General features: G+C 68.1%; 12 protein-coding genes. 1 reads left to right on the top strand and 11 read right to left on the bottom strand.

The annotated features are described in order from the left end of the window. Nucleotides 1-40: 40 nt before the first annotated feature. Nucleotides 41-2,398 (bottom strand): PQQ-binding-like beta-propeller repeat protein, encoded by a 2,358-nt coding sequence (locus OF819_RS10590; protein ID WP_416370505.1) that lies wholly within the window; start codon nt 2,396-2,398, stop codon nt 41-43. A gap of 585 nt (nt 2,399-2,983) precedes the next feature. Between OF819_RS10590 and rox the strand changes: the two genes are divergently transcribed. Continuing rightward, a complete protein-coding gene (gene rox, locus OF819_RS10585; protein ID WP_267243272.1) occupies nt 2,984-4,474 on the top strand; it encodes a rifampin monooxygenase in 1,491 nt (496 codons plus the stop codon). Nucleotides 4,475-5,229: 755 nt separating this feature from the next. On the opposite strand, the gene OF819_RS10580 is transcribed toward rox, so the two are convergent. From OF819_RS10580 to OF819_RS10535, 10 genes are all read right to left on the bottom strand, one after another. Then, nucleotides 5,230-7,569, bottom strand: coding sequence for a hypothetical protein (locus OF819_RS10580; protein ID WP_267243158.1), 2,340 nt, complete (start codon nt 7,567-7,569; stop codon nt 5,230-5,232). A gap of 14 nt (nt 7,570-7,583) precedes the next feature. Further along, entirely contained in the window at nt 7,584-7,997 is a 414-nt protein-coding gene (locus OF819_RS10575) for a hypothetical protein (RefSeq protein ID WP_267243157.1), read from the bottom strand. A gap of 13 nt (nt 7,998-8,010) precedes the next feature. Next, the gene (gene mycP, locus OF819_RS10570) at nt 8,011-9,309 is read right to left on the bottom strand and encodes a type VII secretion-associated serine protease mycosin (RefSeq protein ID WP_267243156.1); all 1,299 of its coding nucleotides are present in this window, start codon (nt 9,307-9,309) and stop codon (nt 8,011-8,013) included. 32 nt (nt 9,310-9,341) lie between these two features. After that, entirely contained in the window at nt 9,342-10,895 is a 1,554-nt protein-coding gene (locus OF819_RS10565) for a WXG100 family type VII secretion target (protein ID WP_267243155.1), read from the bottom strand. A 110-nt stretch (nt 10,896-11,005) separates the two neighbouring features. After that, nucleotides 11,006-11,662 carry an OmpA family protein gene (locus OF819_RS10560; protein WP_267243154.1) on the bottom strand — a complete coding sequence of 219 codons (657 nt, stop codon included), beginning with the start codon at nt 11,660-11,662 and terminating at the stop codon, nt 11,006-11,008. Beyond that, the gene (locus OF819_RS10555; protein ID WP_267243153.1) at nt 11,662-12,273 is read right to left on the bottom strand and encodes a hypothetical protein; all 612 of its coding nucleotides are present in this window, start codon (nt 12,271-12,273) and stop codon (nt 11,662-11,664) included. Before OF819_RS10555 ends, OF819_RS10560 begins: the two co-directional genes overlap by 1 nt. A gap of 29 nt (nt 12,274-12,302) precedes the next feature. Next, nucleotides 12,303-12,980, bottom strand: coding sequence for a pilus assembly protein TadG-related protein (locus tag OF819_RS10550; protein WP_267243271.1), 678 nt, complete (start codon nt 12,978-12,980; stop codon nt 12,303-12,305). After that, entirely contained in the window at nt 12,977-13,249 is a 273-nt protein-coding gene (locus tag OF819_RS10545) for a hypothetical protein (RefSeq protein WP_267243152.1), read from the bottom strand. The genes OF819_RS10550 and OF819_RS10545 overlap by 4 nt, the downstream gene beginning before the upstream one ends. Before the next feature lie 134 nt (nt 13,250-13,383). Beyond that, nucleotides 13,384-14,229: a LuxR C-terminal-related transcriptional regulator gene (locus OF819_RS10540; RefSeq protein ID WP_267243151.1), complete on the bottom strand. Its 846-nt coding sequence runs from the start codon at nt 14,227-14,229 to the stop codon at nt 13,384-13,386. Between the two features lie 33 nt (nt 14,230-14,262). After that, entirely contained in the window at nt 14,263-15,657 is a 1,395-nt protein-coding gene (locus tag OF819_RS10535) for a sensor histidine kinase (protein WP_267243270.1), read from the bottom strand. Nucleotides 15,658-15,676 lie beyond the last annotated feature (19 nt).

Below are 15,676 nucleotides of genomic sequence, written 5' to 3'. Positions count from 1 at the left end.
CAAGCCCTTGGCCCACCGCGAGGGGCATGTGCCCGGCCCCCTACCCGGACACGGCGTAGAGACGACCGCCGAGAGTACCGAGGTGAACCAGACCGCCCGCCACTGCGGGCGACGAGTGCACCCTCTGGTCGGCGCGGAACCGCCAGCGCCGACTGCCGGTGTCGGCGTCGAACGCGTACAGGTACCGGTTGTAGCTGCCGACGTACACAACGCCGTTCGCCACGGTCGGGGAGGAACGGATCGTGCCGCTGGTCCGGTAGCGCCACCGCTCCCTGCCGGTAAAGGCGTTGACGGCATACACCCGCTTGTCGTCGCTGCCGACGTAGACCGTGCCGCTCACCACGGCAGGCGAGGAACGGACCGGACCGCCGGTACGGTAGCGCCACCGCACCTTGCCAGTGGAGGCGTCCACCGCGTGCAGGCGGCCGTCGTCGCTGCCGACGTAGACCGTCCCGGCCGCCACCGCGGGGGCGGTGCGGACCGGGCCGCCGGTCGTGTACCCCCACTTCCTCGTACCGGTGCGGGCGTCCAGGGCGACCAGGGTGCTGCCGGAGCCGACGTACACCACACCGTCGGTCACCACCGGTGACGAGTTCTTCGCCTGGCTCTTCCCGAATCTCCACCGCCGCTTGCCGGAGGTGGCGTTGACGGCGTACACCCACTTGTCGTCGCTGCCGACGTACACCACGCCATTGGCTACCGTGGGGGACAGCCGCACCGCGCCACCCGTGCGGAACCGCCAGCGCCGGCTGCCGGTGTCGGCGTCGAACGCGTACAGGTAGCCGTTGTGGCTGCCGACGTACACAACGCCGTTCGCCACGGTCGGGGAGGAACGGATCGTGCCGCTGGTCCGGTAGCGCCACCGCTGCCTGCCGGTAGCGGCGTCGACGGCATACACCCGCTTGTCGTCGCTGCCGACGTACACCACTCCCCGGTACACCGCGGGCGACGACCACACCGGCCCTTCCGTGGTGAACTGCCAGCGCTCCTCGCCGCTCTGGGAGAGACGCACGTTCCGGGATGGGGTGGGGGCGGGCGAGGAGGGCGATCGCTGGCCGGAGCGGCCGGAGCGGGCGGAGCGGCTGGGGGACTCCTCGCCTGTGGCGTCGCTGAGCTTCCAGCCAGCGAAGCTCAACCCGGCGACGGCAGCGGTGATCCCCGCCAGGCCGAGCACGGTGCGGCGCCGGGACAGCCCGGCCGGGTCTGAAGCCGGGTCTGGGTCCGGCGTGGTGCTGGGCTGTACGGCGGTCCGGGTGGGCTGCTGATGGAACGCGACAGGCGGGGCGCCCGGCGGCGGTGCACCGGGCGCCTCGGTAGGCGCCGGAACGGAGCCGGACGAGCCGGAGGGACCGGACGAGCCGGAGGGACCGGCCTGGCTGGACGAGCCGGAGGGACCGGGCGAGCCGGACGGGCCGGCCTGGCTGGACGAGCCGGCCTGGCTGGACGAGCCGGCCTGGCTGGACGAGCCGGCCTGGCTGGACGAGCCGGCCTGGCTGGACGAGCCGGCCTGGCTGGACGACGGCCCCGGCGGCCCCCCGTCCACGGCCGGCGTCCCAGGCGGGGTCGCGGGCTGTGGTGCGGCGCTGCGGGTGCGCAGGGCTCGGGCGACCGGAACGGGCAGCCAGTCGGACCCGGCAAGGCTCTCCGCGACAGCGGTATGCCCGCTGTCACCGGCGGCTTCGGCCAGGCGGGTCAGCAGGGCGGGTACGGTGGGCCGCTGCTCGGGGTCCTTGGCCAGGCACCGGCGGACCACGTCCCGCAGGGCGTCGGGCAACTGCCCCAGCTCCGGTTCCTCGTACACCACGCGGAAGTTCATGGTGTGCGCCGCGCCCTCCCCGAAGGGCCCGATTCCGGTGGCGGTGAACGCCAGCAGCACCCCCAGCGAGAACACGTCACTCGGCGGCCCCACCAGCCTGCCGGTGACCTGCTCCGGGGACATGAACCCCGGGGTGCCCACAACCACACCGGTCTGAGTCAGCGCCGTGGCCTCGACCGCCATCGAGATCCCGAAGTCGATCAAACGCGGCCCGTCCATCGCCAACAGCACATTGGACGGCTTCAGATCCCGGTGCACCAGCCCCTCGGCGTGGATCGCCTCCAGCGCCTCAGCAAGCCCGGCGCCCAGTGCAAGCGCCGACTGCTGCGGCCACGGCCCGTGGGCGGCGACCACGCTGCCCAACGACATTCCCGGTACGTACACGGTCGCCAGCCAGGCCGGAGAGCCCTCCGGGTCGGCGTCCACAACTCCGGCCGTGAAGATCCCGTTCACCCGGCGCGCGGCGCTGACTTCCTGGGCGAACCGACGCCGGAACTCGCGGTCCACCGCCAGTTCTGGGCGGATCACTTTCACCGCAACGGAACGTCCACCGGGTGACCGGCCGAGATACACCCACCCCATACCGCCCGCGCCCAGGCGCGCCACGATCCGGTACCGGCCCAGCTGCCGCGGATCAGTTGCCCCCAACGGCTCGAATGCCCCCACCCCAGACCCCCCTGATACGCCCGGCGGCGGCTCCTGTCGCTGCCGGATTTTCCATCCTTCCGAGGGCTGCGCCTTCGGCGCAACTGCCGTGCGAATTTTGCCAACGACCCGAAACCGAACAACTCAATATCGAATTTGCGACCGATTGTTGCGCTGCTTCTCGCTCTCTTTACGCTCAAGAGCGCCGACGATCCGAGGCCTCGCATACGGCGATGCGCCGCTGTTTGAGGCTGGTGGTCCGGCTGACCGTCAAGCTCTCCGGCGACTTCACCTTCACGCTGAAGCGCTGAGCCTTCCTCGGGACCAGGGTCTGTCCGGCAGCCTCCGCCGGACAGACGACCCTCTTCGTGCCGGAGGCGGCGCAAAAAGCAAAGGCAAGGAGCACCCGCTCCTTGCCACTCTCAACATATAGCGCATAGGGGGCCTTGCGGCAAGACCCGGGTCATACCGCAGAATCACCGGCCGAAGCCATCACCTGCGGAAACGGAAACGGGGAACATGATGATCGACGTGATTGTGGTCGGAGGCGGGCCGACCGGCTTGATGCTGGCGAGCGAGTTGCGGCTGCATGACGTGCATGTGGTCGTGCTGGAGAAGTTGAGCGCGCCGACCGAGCAGTCCCGCGGACAGGGCCTCCACGTGCGCAGCGTCGAGATGATGGACCAGCGCGGCCTGCTGGACCGGTTTCTCGCGGTCAGCAAGAAATTCCAGGTCGGCGGTCTCTTCGGCGGCATCCAGAAGCCGTGGCCGGACGGGCTGGACACGGCGCACCCGTACGGCCTCGCCACGCCGCAGCCGGTCACCGAGCGGATCCTCAACGAGCGAGCCCTCGAACTCGGCGCGGAGATCCGGCGCGGCTGCGAGGTCGTCGGGCTGAGCCAGGCCGACGACGGGGCCGGGACCGCGGGGGCCGGGGCCGAGGCCGCCGGGACCGGGGCCGAGGCCGGGGTGACCGTCGAGCTGGCGGACGGCACGCGGCTGCGCTCGCGCTACCTCGTCGGCTGCGACGGCGGCCGCAGCACGGTGCGCAAGCAGCTCGGCGTCGGCTTCCCCGGCGAGCCCGCCACGGTCGAGACGCTGCTGGGCGAGATGGAGCTGACCGACGATCCGGCGACGATCGCCGCCGTCGTCGAGGAGGTCCGCAAGACCCAACTGCGGTTCGGCGCGATGCCTCTCTCGGACGGGGTGTACCGCGTCATCGTGCCCGCCGACGGCGTGGCCGAGGACCGCGCGACCGCGCCGACCCTCGACGAATTCCGGCAGCAGCTACGGGCCTTCGCGGGCACCGACTTCGGCGCGCGCTCGCCCCGCTGGCTCTCCCGTTTCGGCGACGCCACCCGGCAGGCCGAGCGCTACCGGGTCGGCCGCGCCCTGCTGGCCGGCGACGCGGCCCACATCCACCCGCCGACCGGCGGACAGGGCCTCAACCTCGGCATCCAGGACGCGTTCAACCTCGGCTGGAAGCTCGCCGCCGCGGTGAACCGCTGGGCCCCGGAGGGTCTGCTGGACAGCTACCACACCGAGCGCCACCCGGTGGCCGCCCGCGTACTGGACAACACCCGCGCGCAGATCACCCTGCTGGGGGCCGATCCGGGCGCGACCGCGCTGCGGGAGCTGCTCTCGAAGCTGATGGACTTCGAGGAGGTAAACCGGTACGTGACCGAGATGATCACCGGAGTCGGGGTCCGCTACGACTTCGGCGAGGGCCACGACCTCCTCGGCCGCCGCCTCCGGGACATCAAGCTGAAGCAGACCCGCCTCTACGAACTGATGCACACCGCCCGCGGCCTGCTCCTCGACCAGACAGGCCGCCTCTCGGTGGAGGGCTGGGCAGACCGGGTCACCCACGTCATCGACACCAGCGAGGACCTGGACACCCTGGCCGCACCCGCGGTGCTCCTGCGGCCGGACGGCCATGTGGCGTGGGTCGGCGAAGACCAGCAGGACCTGCTCAGCCACCTGACGAGGTGGTTCGGCCCGGCCGCGGACTGATGCGCAGGGAAAGGGCGGTGTCCACGACTCTGCTGGCGCCGCCCGAAACGAGCGCACGCCTGATCGTGCTATGAGCTTGATACGGGCGTGAGCTTCGGCTTCTCGACAAGGCCCGCATCGTTCTCACACTTGAGCTCCCTGGCCACGGCTAGGGCGGCATGATTCAACGCGGCCAGATTCGCTTCGCGCAGTTGCGGGGTGTCTTCTTCGGGAGGATACCGATCAAATAGTTCCCCGGAGACGAGAAGCGGGTTGGTCGTTGATCCGGTGATTCTCGGGCTTACACATTTGAAGTACAGATATGATCGCTTAACGCCAGCGAGAGACCACTCCCCGAGTTCATAAGGATGAAGCGACTTCGCATGCTCCCCACTAGGCAGCACACCCCTATCCGCAAGCATGAATCGAATTCTCACATGCCCCAGAAGGCCATCAATTTGGGGGGCAATGGAGCACAAGGTCACCTCGCTGCTGACCCCATCGCGACCAGCCTCCCTGGAACGCAAGAGAGATTCAGCGACTGCCTCCTTTCTTTTTCGCTCATCTTGATAGAAATCTCCCTCAACACCAAGGGCCCGCAGCAGCTGCTCCCCAGGCCCGGAGAAGACGCCACCACACACTTCATCCACGGTTACAATACTCGGCTTCCCCCCTTCACCCTCGCCCCCATTATTGACACATGCAGACGAAACCAGGGGAGCACAAACTGCGAGCCATAGGCCGATAATACGTTTGCGAATCATTGACTGACCTCTCTAATCACCAACCTCCGGAGAATGACCTTGCTGCCTAGCCCTGTCGTTCCCCTTCGAATACCCCTCACTCACAGCCGATTCAAGATACTGCCCAAACTCATCCTCCCGATCGATCCCATGCTGCTTCAGAACTCTGTCCATGGGAGCTTCAGCGCAAAACTCGCCCTCTATGAACATTTTTTGGGTCACTTCTTTACCCTCGCTCACAATCTCATCCGTGTTCTTCTTCACCTCCTCATCCGCCCAGTCGCCAATCACCTGACCAGCAAGCTGCTCGACTGCACCGCTGCCAGAATCCAGAGCAATTGGGACGACGACGGCGGCTACACCTGCGCCAACCGCCGTGGCTGGCAGGAAGGCAACTCCCGCCGCAATGCCCGTCGCGACACCAAACTCGATCCACGCAGAGCGCCTTTCGTGAGCCTCCTGATACTCCCCGTACTTCTTCACCCCTTCAGCTTCAATTTGGTCCGCTCGAGATTGATCGATAATTCCCTGGATCTCCCCGCCAGTCTTCGCAATAACATGAGCGGCACCTTGATTGATTGAGCTTCCGACGTCAAACTGCTGCTCCAGCATGCTCGTTGCATAGACACGCTCCGCGGTGGAGACCGTGGCATAGGCATCTGGATGCTGACCAAGAGCGCTCAGCAACTGGCGTACACCGGTTCTGCCGAACCTGGCATGACCTTCGGTATTCTCCGGCGCATATACACTGTCTGGATCGTTCTGCCTGATCGCCCAGTTGATGTCGTCGATATACCCCGCGCTCATTCGACCAACGCTGTCCGCGAGTTGCTCATGCTGCTTGAGGAGCTTCGCATCGCCACCGTAGGTCTCGACCACCTGCTCCATGACGTCCGCAGACTGCGCGTCCCGGTGCAACTTCGGGTTGGGGTCGTCCCAGGCATGCCCGAGTGTCGCTGCCTCAAGGGCGTGCCCCAGTGCGTCAGGCATGTGACCCGCGGCTGCCTCGGCTTTGTCGGGAGCAAGACCGGCAGCGTCCGGAAAGGACTCGTAGTCCTCATTGGCGAAGTAGTCGAGATAGCTTTCCAGCCTCTTCTTCTCGTCGCCGCCCCCATACTCGGGAATGCCGCCCTTGACGGTGCCGTCTTCGTTGTAGGCGGTCGGATCGGCAGAGAAGAACTGCTTGGCGGCCTCCGGGCTGTGGCCCAGCGCTTCCAGCATGCTGAGGACAGGGTCGTAGCCGGCGCCGTTGACCCCGGAAGGGTTGAACGCGTTTTTCTCCCAGCCGCCGATCGGCTTGTTCTCGGAGAACCTGTAGGGGTTCTCAGCGTGTAGCTGGACCACGTGTTCGGCGATGGGGTTGAGGAACTTGGGGTCGTAGTTCCCGTACCGCATGATGCCGCCGAGCAGCTGGTAGCCAAACGGGGCATTGTAGTCGTACTTGGTCAGCGGGATACGTTCGGTGCCGAGCTTGCGCATTTCGTCGGACCACTTCTGGGTCCATGCGTCGGTCGCACCGGCCTGACTCGTGGCGGTGGCCAGGTTGAGGCCGAGATTACGCTGAAGTGCCTGAACGTCAGCGAGGCGTTCCTTGTCGAGCTCCGAGTAGTCGTAGGTGTCCGTCGAGAGCTTGCCGAAGAACTCAAGTGCGCCCCTGGGTCCCAGGCCGTCGTAGAAGGCACGTGCGAACTCCCGGGAAGAGTGGTTGTCGCTCAATAGCTCATTGAGCTGTTCGAGCTCGGCATGGGTCAGATCCCGGCCCTTCTTCGCCAGGTCCACCGCCATTCCGGCCTCCGACGTGTCCAGGCTCCGGTACTTGGGCGCGCTGAAATTGTGCTTGTCGGCGGTGATGTTGGCCTTGAGCGCGTGCGAGGTCGCGAGATCCGCGTCGTCGCAGATCTCGACGATCACGTCGATCCGCTTCTGCATCGCCTCGATCTGGGCCTGCTGCTTGTGCAGCGCTCGGGTGTAGTCCGGATCGCGCTGCGCACTCTGATCGTGCGCCATCGAGTGCCGGGCTTCGACCTTGCCGTGCGAGCGGACCACCAGCCCCTGCGCTGGCGCGTCCGTCTCGACGATCCTCTTGAGTTCGTCCTGCGCCTTCTTGAAGGCCTTGTAGCCTTCCTCAAGGATCTGCTTGATCCCCTTGGCCGCCTTCGCCGCGTCGTCGAACTCCTTGGCCGTCTTGGCCACGAACGGCTTTGTGACCTCGGCGTTCACGCCCCGCCAGTATTCGTCCTTGGCCTTCGCAGCCATGGTCGTACGGGCGTCTTCGGCGAGTTTCTCCAGCTTGGCGGTCATCTCCGACCAGTCGTCGGCTGATGCCTTCAACTTGCCCAGAGGCGCGTGGTACACATCGTCGAAGCTCAGCACTGCGACCCCCGTTGCTATTTCAAGTATTCGTTCAGCTTGGAGACGGAGAACGACGCCTCGATATCCGCCTCCTCCTTCGCATGCGAAGCCGCGCTGTAGTCCAGGTGATTGGAGATCTGCGCACAGGCGGCAAGGAGCGTCTTATGCTGCGAGTCCCATGTCTCGCAGACCGTGCGAAGCGCAGAGCCTGTCCGAAACCCGTTGACCGCCATCATGGTCGCCGCCTCTGAACTGCTCGTACGGGCATGGCTGCCATCGGTCTGCAGGCGGGAGTGAAGCTGATAGGCGGCGGAGCCGATCTTCCCAAGCTTGTCCTGGCTCACGCTCAGGTCAGCGCCGGCCGCACCACTGGCGGCGCTGTTGAGACGCGTCCCGGAGCTCGCAGCCGCTGCGGCGCGCGCCTCCGCCCATTCTTGGTCGAAGGACATCGTTCCCCCTGGTCTACTGACCGGACTGGCCATGCGTCGGGTACTGCCGCTGGTACGGGTTGTGCGCCACGGCAGGGACCGTCTGGGCGCGGCGGCGGGAGCGGATGGCGGAGAAGCCTATAGCGGCCCCGATGAGGGCGGCCGCGCCGATGCCGAGTCCGAGCCACAGCCCTGTGCTGGAGTCATCGCCGCCGCCAGCGGTCGGGGCTGCGGCCTCGGACTTGCTGCCATCAGGCTGTGCACCGGCGGCCGGCTTGGAGGCGTCCGGAGCCGGTGACGGCGACTGGGCTGCGGCGAGGTCGGGCAGCGGGTACTCATCGGCGGGCCCGGGGTCGCCGGGCTCCTGGAGGGCCCGGAGGGGGCGGACGGCCCCGTAGCCGATGTGGTCGTTGCGCTTGCTGCCGCTGGTGGGCCCGCTCACGGTGTTGAGCATGACGCGTAGGACTTGGTTGTTGGTCCACTCGGGGTGCTTGGACCAGATGAGGGCGGCGGCGGCGGAGGCGATGGCGGTGGCGTCGCTGGTGCCGCTCGACTTGCAGAGGCCTGTCTTACCGCCGCAGGCGTGAACCATGTCCCAGCCGGGGGCGGATAGGTCGACCTGGGGGCCGTACTGCGACTCTTTGGTCTTGTTGAGGTTCTGGTCAAGAGCCCCGACACCAACGACGCCCGGAGTGGCCGCTGGGTAGGTAATGCTGTTGTCACCATCGTTGCCAGCGGCGGAGAAGATGAGAGACCCCTTGTCGAGTGCGTACCTCACAGCGTCGGTCAGTTGCTGCGAGCCTCTCAGCGAACCCAGCGAGATGTTGATGACCTTGGCATCCTCATCGGCAGCGTATCGAATTGCCTCTGGAATTGACCTATTGAACTTCTCGATGTACGGCTCGCGATTGGCATCCCAGCCAGCGTCAGGCTTCCGAATGGGAAGGATCTTCACTCCGGGAGCAAGGCCAAACGCGCCGTTTCCGCCATTACGCGCTCCGGTGCCAGCGATCAACCCGGCCATGCTCGTGCCATGGCCGTTGTAGTCGGTGTGTTCGTCGCCAGGCGACTCGGGGGCCAGGTCCTTTCCCTTGAGAACCTGGCCCTGAAGATCAGGGTTTGTAGGGTCGACCCCGCTGTCGATGACGGCGACGGTCACGCCCTTGCCGGTGCTGATCTTCCAGATCTCCTCCGCACCCATGGCATCCAGGTGCCACTGTCGGGAGCGGATCGACTCCGCGTGTGCGGGGGTGGCGGCGATGCCTGCCAGCAGCAGCCCCAGGACCGCCGAGACCACGGCCCGACCACGGGCCCGCTGAGTGCTGACAGGCATACGCATCCTCTTCGCTCGCGTCTCTCGGGGGCTCAGTCGATGACAGGGGGCGCGACCCGGCGCTGGCCCTGCTGCCAGGTCTCCTCATCCTCAGTCAGATAGTCCGGCCGCCGCCCGTTGGCGTCCTCACGCCGCGAACCCGACCGCGGCGACGAAGCCGGAGGCATCATGCCACCACGCATCCCCGCCGACTGACCCACCCCGCCACCCGACGCACCACCAGGTCCACTGCCGCGCACCAGACCCGAACCACCCGGCGTGAACGGACGCCCAGCCGCCACACCCGGCTGCGCCGGACGCCCCCCGACCACCCCGCCGGACTCACCAGCAAGACGACGACCGCCGACCACACCACTCTGACCCGCGCCCACACCGCCGCCGACCGCACCACCCACGCCGTGCGCCATCGGAGGACGGCCGTGCACACCCGACTCCGCGCCGACCACCATCCCCCGCGGCAACCCCGTCGCCGCACGACCAGACTGCGCAGGCGGCACCGGACGACCACCGACCACACCCTCACGCGCCACCCGGCCCGCAGGACCAGCCGACCCACTGCCGCCCACCTGCTGCCCAGTCACCGGCGACACCGGACCACGACCACCGCCACCACCAGGACGCGAACCACCAGCCCCGCCACCCTGCACCTTGCCCGTGCCGCCACCCACCACCGGCGGCGCACCCGTCACCGGTGGCACAGCCACATCAGCACGACCCATGCTCGGGGTGACCGGCGTCACGGTGGGCGCAGACGGAGCCGTCTGCGTCGGCACAGCACTGTCGATCCCCATCGACACCGGCGACGACGCGACAGTGGACACCTCAGGCCGCGCGCGGGCCACAGGGGGCTCCGTCACATCCCCGTGATGTGAGGACACTGACGCTGGAGGGCTGCCTCCAATCGTTGCCTGCATATGCGCGCCGCGACCGGAACCGCCTGCACCGCTGGCACCATCTGACAGGTCCTGGTGTTGGTCGCCCCGTCGTCCGCCATCAGACGGTACGAACTGGCTCGGCGGCGGCTGGAACGTCGGCACCTCCTGCCTCGCCATCTGCGACGACGACTGCTCATACGACTGCGACAACTTCCGCATCTCCGCAGCCGCCTCAAGCCGCTGCTGCTCCCGCGACACCGCCAAAGCCGCCTCAGCCTTCTCCGCCACCACCCGCGCATCCGGATCATTCCGATGCGCCCGCGCCGCATCCAGATTCGCCTGCGCCGACTCCTCCGACGTATACCGAGGAATCCCCGACTGCGCCGCCGAAATCGACACCGCAGCCTCCCTCAACCACTTCGACGCCTCATCGCTGTAATCCGCCAGCCGAAACGTCGCCGACGACAGACTCGCAGCCCACTCCACAAACGCCTCAAAACCCTCGCCCTGCCACTCCACCCGCTCAGGACGAAACTTCAACTGCAACGCAATCTGCCGAATCTCCCCCGCAGCCTTCGCCAGCCGATCCCCCGCATCCCGCACATGAAAACTCGACGCCTCATCCACCCACGCCAACATCTGCTCATGCGACATGCCCTCGAACGACGTACCGCCGCCCCCACCACCGCCACCGGCAGCTGCGTTAACCATGACCCCATCTCCCCGTGGTACCGCGCGACATCACAGAACACTCTAGCGAGCGGCACCGACGGGGAGATCGACAGCAAGCCACTCCTGCCAGCCGGTAACACCGGGGACGCTCAGCTCCCTCCGCCCGAAGGGAAGGACACCTCCACGCGGCGGTTCTTCTTGCGGCCCTCCTCGGTCGAGTTGTCCGCGATCGGGTAGTCCTCGCCGTAACCCCGGATCTCGTAGGTGATGCCCTGGCCGCTCAGCTGCTGTGACAGCACGCTGTGGACGGCGTCCGCGCGCTTCTTGGAGAGCTGGTCCCCGTGTTCGGCGGAGCCGAGGTCGTCGGTGAAGCCGAAGATGCGGACCTTGGTCGCGTTGTGCTTCTTGACCTCGGCGGCGATGGTGGAGATGCGGGCGGTGGCCTCGGGCGAGAGCTTCGCGCTGTCCTTGCCGAAGAGGACCTCCGACTGGAGGGCGAGCGTGATGTCCGCGTTGGTCTCCTCGCGGCGCTCCTCGCCGCCGAGATCCTCTATAACTGACTTGATGTCGAGGACCTTGGGCGGGGCGAGGGTGGCTCCTTCGGGGAGCTTCAGGTCGGGGTCGGACGGGTTGATCTGGACCGGGGCCGATGCCGAGGGTGCGGGGTAGGGGTTCTCGTCGGCTTGGGCTTCCCCCGCCCCTCCGAGCCCCAGCGAGATGGCCGCTCCGGCGAGCAGGGTCGCTGCTGCGCGAAGGCCATTGCGGGTGCTGATGCGGGTGCCGGTGGCGGTCGCGGCGGCGTTCATCAGGAGATCTCGATCGTCGTGCTGGGGAAGCCGGGGAACTGGAGGTCGACGTTCGTCGTGGAGGGTGGCGGCGCGGGGAACTGGGCAAAGAAAGTCAGGGTTTTGCCCGGCTGGATGTAGCCGTTGTAGCCGTACGTGGTCAGGGGGCGGTTCTCGGTGTCGCGCAGGACGTAGTACCGCTTCTTCCCCTTGGAGTCCACCAGCGTCATGCCGGCGAAGGAGTGCCCCGTCGCGGCGACCGCCTGCTCCAGGCCGTTCCAGCTGACGGGTACCGAGAACCCCTCTGAGCCGGTGTTCTTGAACTGGCCGTCCACCGTGAGAAAGCCGCCGTCGTCCCGCTTGGCCGAGTGGATGAGCAGTTCGAGGCCGCCATCGCCCTTGACGTTGGCGATGGGGTCACCGCTCGTGGGGGACGTGGCTTCGGCGACCGCCCCCTTGGAGTCGTCCTTGCCACCCTGCGCGGGCGAGGCGGCGACCGGCTGCTTGCGGTCGTCCTTGCCGCCGTCGCCGTCCCCATCGCCTCCGCAGGCCGTCAGGGTGAGTGCCAGGACGGCCGACAGCGCCGTCACCGCCCCTGCCCGGCGCATGGTCCTCATGTGCCGCTTGCTCATCAGTCCCGTTCCTTTGCGCTCAATGGAGTTCAGTCCTCGGCCAGCCGTACGGTGAAGAGCTCTGCCATGTCCGGAAACAGATCGAGATCTTGCGGATCGACGGTCCAGTCCCCGTCTTCACAGGTGAGCGTGCCCGGAGACGGTGGTTCCTCCGCCTCTTCCTCTGTCGAGCCTTCGTCTTCGCCTTCGCCTTCGCCTTCGGGTGGATCTTCCGCATCCTCCGGAGGCGTCTCCGGCTCCGCGGGCGTGAACGTGCAGCGGGGTTCGACGACCGCGGTAGCGGTGGCTCTGGCACGCTCGCTCGCCGTGCCGCTGACGATGCTGTCGCCCATCGGTTCACGGGAAGTGGCAGTGACGGTGAATCCCCAGCGGCCGTCCGTCAGTCGTGCGCAGGTCGCTGTGGCATCGTTCTTGGCGGCGAAGAGTTCAGCCGCGGCGCATCCGTTGGCGGCTCCGCTCAGCTGTCCGTCGAAGAGGGCTTCCAAATCGTCGAGGAAGTCGGCGAGATCCAGCTCGTCCCTGGACTCCTGGGCCGCCGCCAGGGCAGCGGCGTCGGCCGCCGTCTGCGTCCCGTTCCGCTTGATGTCCGCCTGGCCCAGGGCGAGATACACGAGCGCGACAAAAAGCAGGCCGACGACCGCTGCCATATACAGCGGTGTGGCCTGCCCTCTGTCGCGGTGTGTGCCGCAGGGCTGCCGGGGGCTCAGCCGCCTCCGCCGCCGCTGTTCAGGACGGAGCGGATCTTCGCCGTGAAGGTGTTGGCGATCTCGGAGCCGATGTTGGTGTTGAGCAGCAGGATCACGATCGCCACCACCAGAATCGTGATCCCCACATACTCGATCGCCCCCTGCCCCGCCTCCCGGCGTCGGCCGACGCCCTCCAGGACCGCGTCCCGCCAGCGCGACATATGGACCCTGGCGGCGGTCACGGCCCTCAGTCCGGTGTCCGTCCCGGCACCCGTCCCGATGTCCGTCATGGACTTCCCCTCCGACCCCTGTGGCTTCGACACCGGCAACGTACGCCGTCGTCGCCGTCCCCGACATGGGTCTGCGGGCCCAACTCCGCGAGCGCGCCCCGCCACGACTGCGGATGCGGCCGAATATGCGTCGGTCAGCCATGCTGTGCGGGGCCCCCTCTCCGTGCGCCGTGCCAGATCGCGATCGCCTCGCCGCGGCTGCCCGCGCCGAGCTTGGCGAAAATCCGGTTGATGTGGTTCTTCACGGTCTTCTGGCTGATGAAGCAGGAGGCGGCGATCTGCTGGTTGGTCATGCCCGCTGCGATCAGTTCCATGACCTCCACCTCCCGGCGGCTCAGCGCGGTCCTCACGCCGCGCAGTCTCCCGACCACGCCGGGCCCCCGAGAAGAATGTGCCACATTCGCTTGAGCAAGCGAAGCCGGTTGCGCGGATTGGTCGTGTCGAATTGCGGAGTGAACCCTTGGATACGGCTTGCCCGTTGGGTTGCTGGGCAGATCACGAGCATGTGACGGTCTCGCGGGATTCGCACCGTATGCGGTTGCAGATGTCCTTCCTGCGGGTTTTGCAGGTGGCAGGGCGTCGGCTGCGGAGGGGGTGAAGCGGGGGCGGCCCGCGCTGATGTCCCGTACCGCCGAGGCGAGGTCGTCCGCGGTGAACTCCCCGTAGACGAGATAGCCGCTCGCCCCGCGCCGTATGGCCTCCTGTACGGCCTTCCGTTCCCTGCTGTACGTGAGCATCAGCACCGGCGCCACACGGGTCAGATAGGGCAGGGCCGCCATGCCGTCCACGCCGGGCATGCGGACGTCCAGCAGGATGACGTCGGGGCGGAGCCGGAGCGCGGCGGCGTGGGCCTGGCGGCCGTCCACGGCTTCGGCGACGATGCGGAAGCCGTCGCGGCCGTGGAGCAGCGCCATGAGTCCGGCCCGTACGACCGGGTTGTCGTCGGCGACCACGATCCGCAGCGGGGTCCCGTCGTGCATGGGTGCCGCCTCCTTGACACTGTTGGGGAACGGTTAGAGAAGGGTGGGGATGGAGCGGGCTCTCGGCGCGTCCGGTTCCGGCGGCACGCGTATCGGGGCCGCGGGCGCCGGCAGCTCCAGCCGTACCTCCGTGCCCCGTTGCTTCCGGCCCCTGCCGATGCGGATACGCGCGCCGATGGAGGCCGCCCGCTCCACCATGCCCAGCATGCCGAAGTGGCCGTTCCTCCGGAGGGTTTCCAGGCAGGTGCCCGGCGGCAGGCCGGGGCCGTCGTCGTACACGCTGATCCGCAGGACGTCTCCGGCGGCCTCGACCGTCACCTCGACCGTCACCTCGGCCGTCACCTCGGCCGTCAGCTCCACCGCCGTGGGGCGGGCGTGGCGGCAGGCGTTCTCCAGCGCCTCCTCGACGATGGCGAGGACCTGCCGGGACGTCGCGGGCGGGATGCGCAAGGCGACTTCCGGGTCCGGGCCGGGCGGGCCGTGGAAGACGGTGCGCACGCCATGGGCCCGTTCGCAGTGCTCCGCCCTGGCCGCGAGTTGGGTGAACAGGTTCCCGGGGGCGGTGGCAGGGGCGGCGGCAGGGGCGGCGGCAGGGGTGGCGCGCAGGTCTGTCAGCAGGTTGCGGGACTCCGCCGCCGCCCGGCGGGCCGCGTGCGCGACGGCCTCCGCACGGCGCCGAACGGCGGCCGGGTCCAGCCGGTCGGCGCCGTGCGCCAGGCTTTCCGCGGCGAGGGACAGCCCGTGCAGGGTCTTGGCGACGGAGTCGTGCATCTCGCGGGCGAGGCGGGCCCGTTCCTCCTCCACCGCGTCCCGTACGGCGAGGCGTGCACGTGCCTCGCTGAGCGCCTGCGAGGCCGCGCCGAAGCGCAGCAGCAGGCCGCGCAGGGAGCTGCCGACCGCCCCGGCGAGGACGCACAGCCCCGCCATGAGCAGGGCGGCGGCATCCGCCTCGGTGTCCAGGTCGACCGCGTACGCGGCGGTGAGCAGCAGGGTCTGCAGCGGGGCGAAGATCGCCGCGCCACGCCAGCCGTAGACGAGGCCCGCGAGCAGCGGGGTGCACAGGGTGACGTAGGTGAGCGTGGAGCCGGGTGAGGCGGAGAAGAGCAGCAGCGCGCCGAACAGCATGTCGGCGGCGAGCAGCGAGGGGTGGCGGAGCAGTATCGGGCCAAAGCGCTCCCAGTCGCGCAGCAGGACGTACGAGCCCATGACCGTGACCAGCACCGCCGCGCCGACCAGCCAGGCCCCTATGCCGAGGCCGACGCCGGACAGCGCGAAGGGGGCGGCGAGCGCGGTCATGGCGAGGCGGAAGGCGAAGAGCTGGCGGCACATCGCCTGGAGCGCGTTGACCTGGATGGGGACGGGGGGCGGGGACAGGCGTGGGGGTGAGGGTGAGGACGGGGAGGCGGAGGGCGGGTACGCGTAGGGCATGGCCGTCACAGGCTTCACG

This window comes from Streptomyces sp. PR69 (assembly GCF_026420845.1).
Classification (GTDB): domain Bacteria; phylum Actinomycetota; class Actinomycetes; order Streptomycetales; family Streptomycetaceae; genus Streptomyces.
The sequence above is the reverse complement of the archived record's forward strand: the minus strand, read 5'-3'. Positions and strand labels throughout refer to the sequence as shown.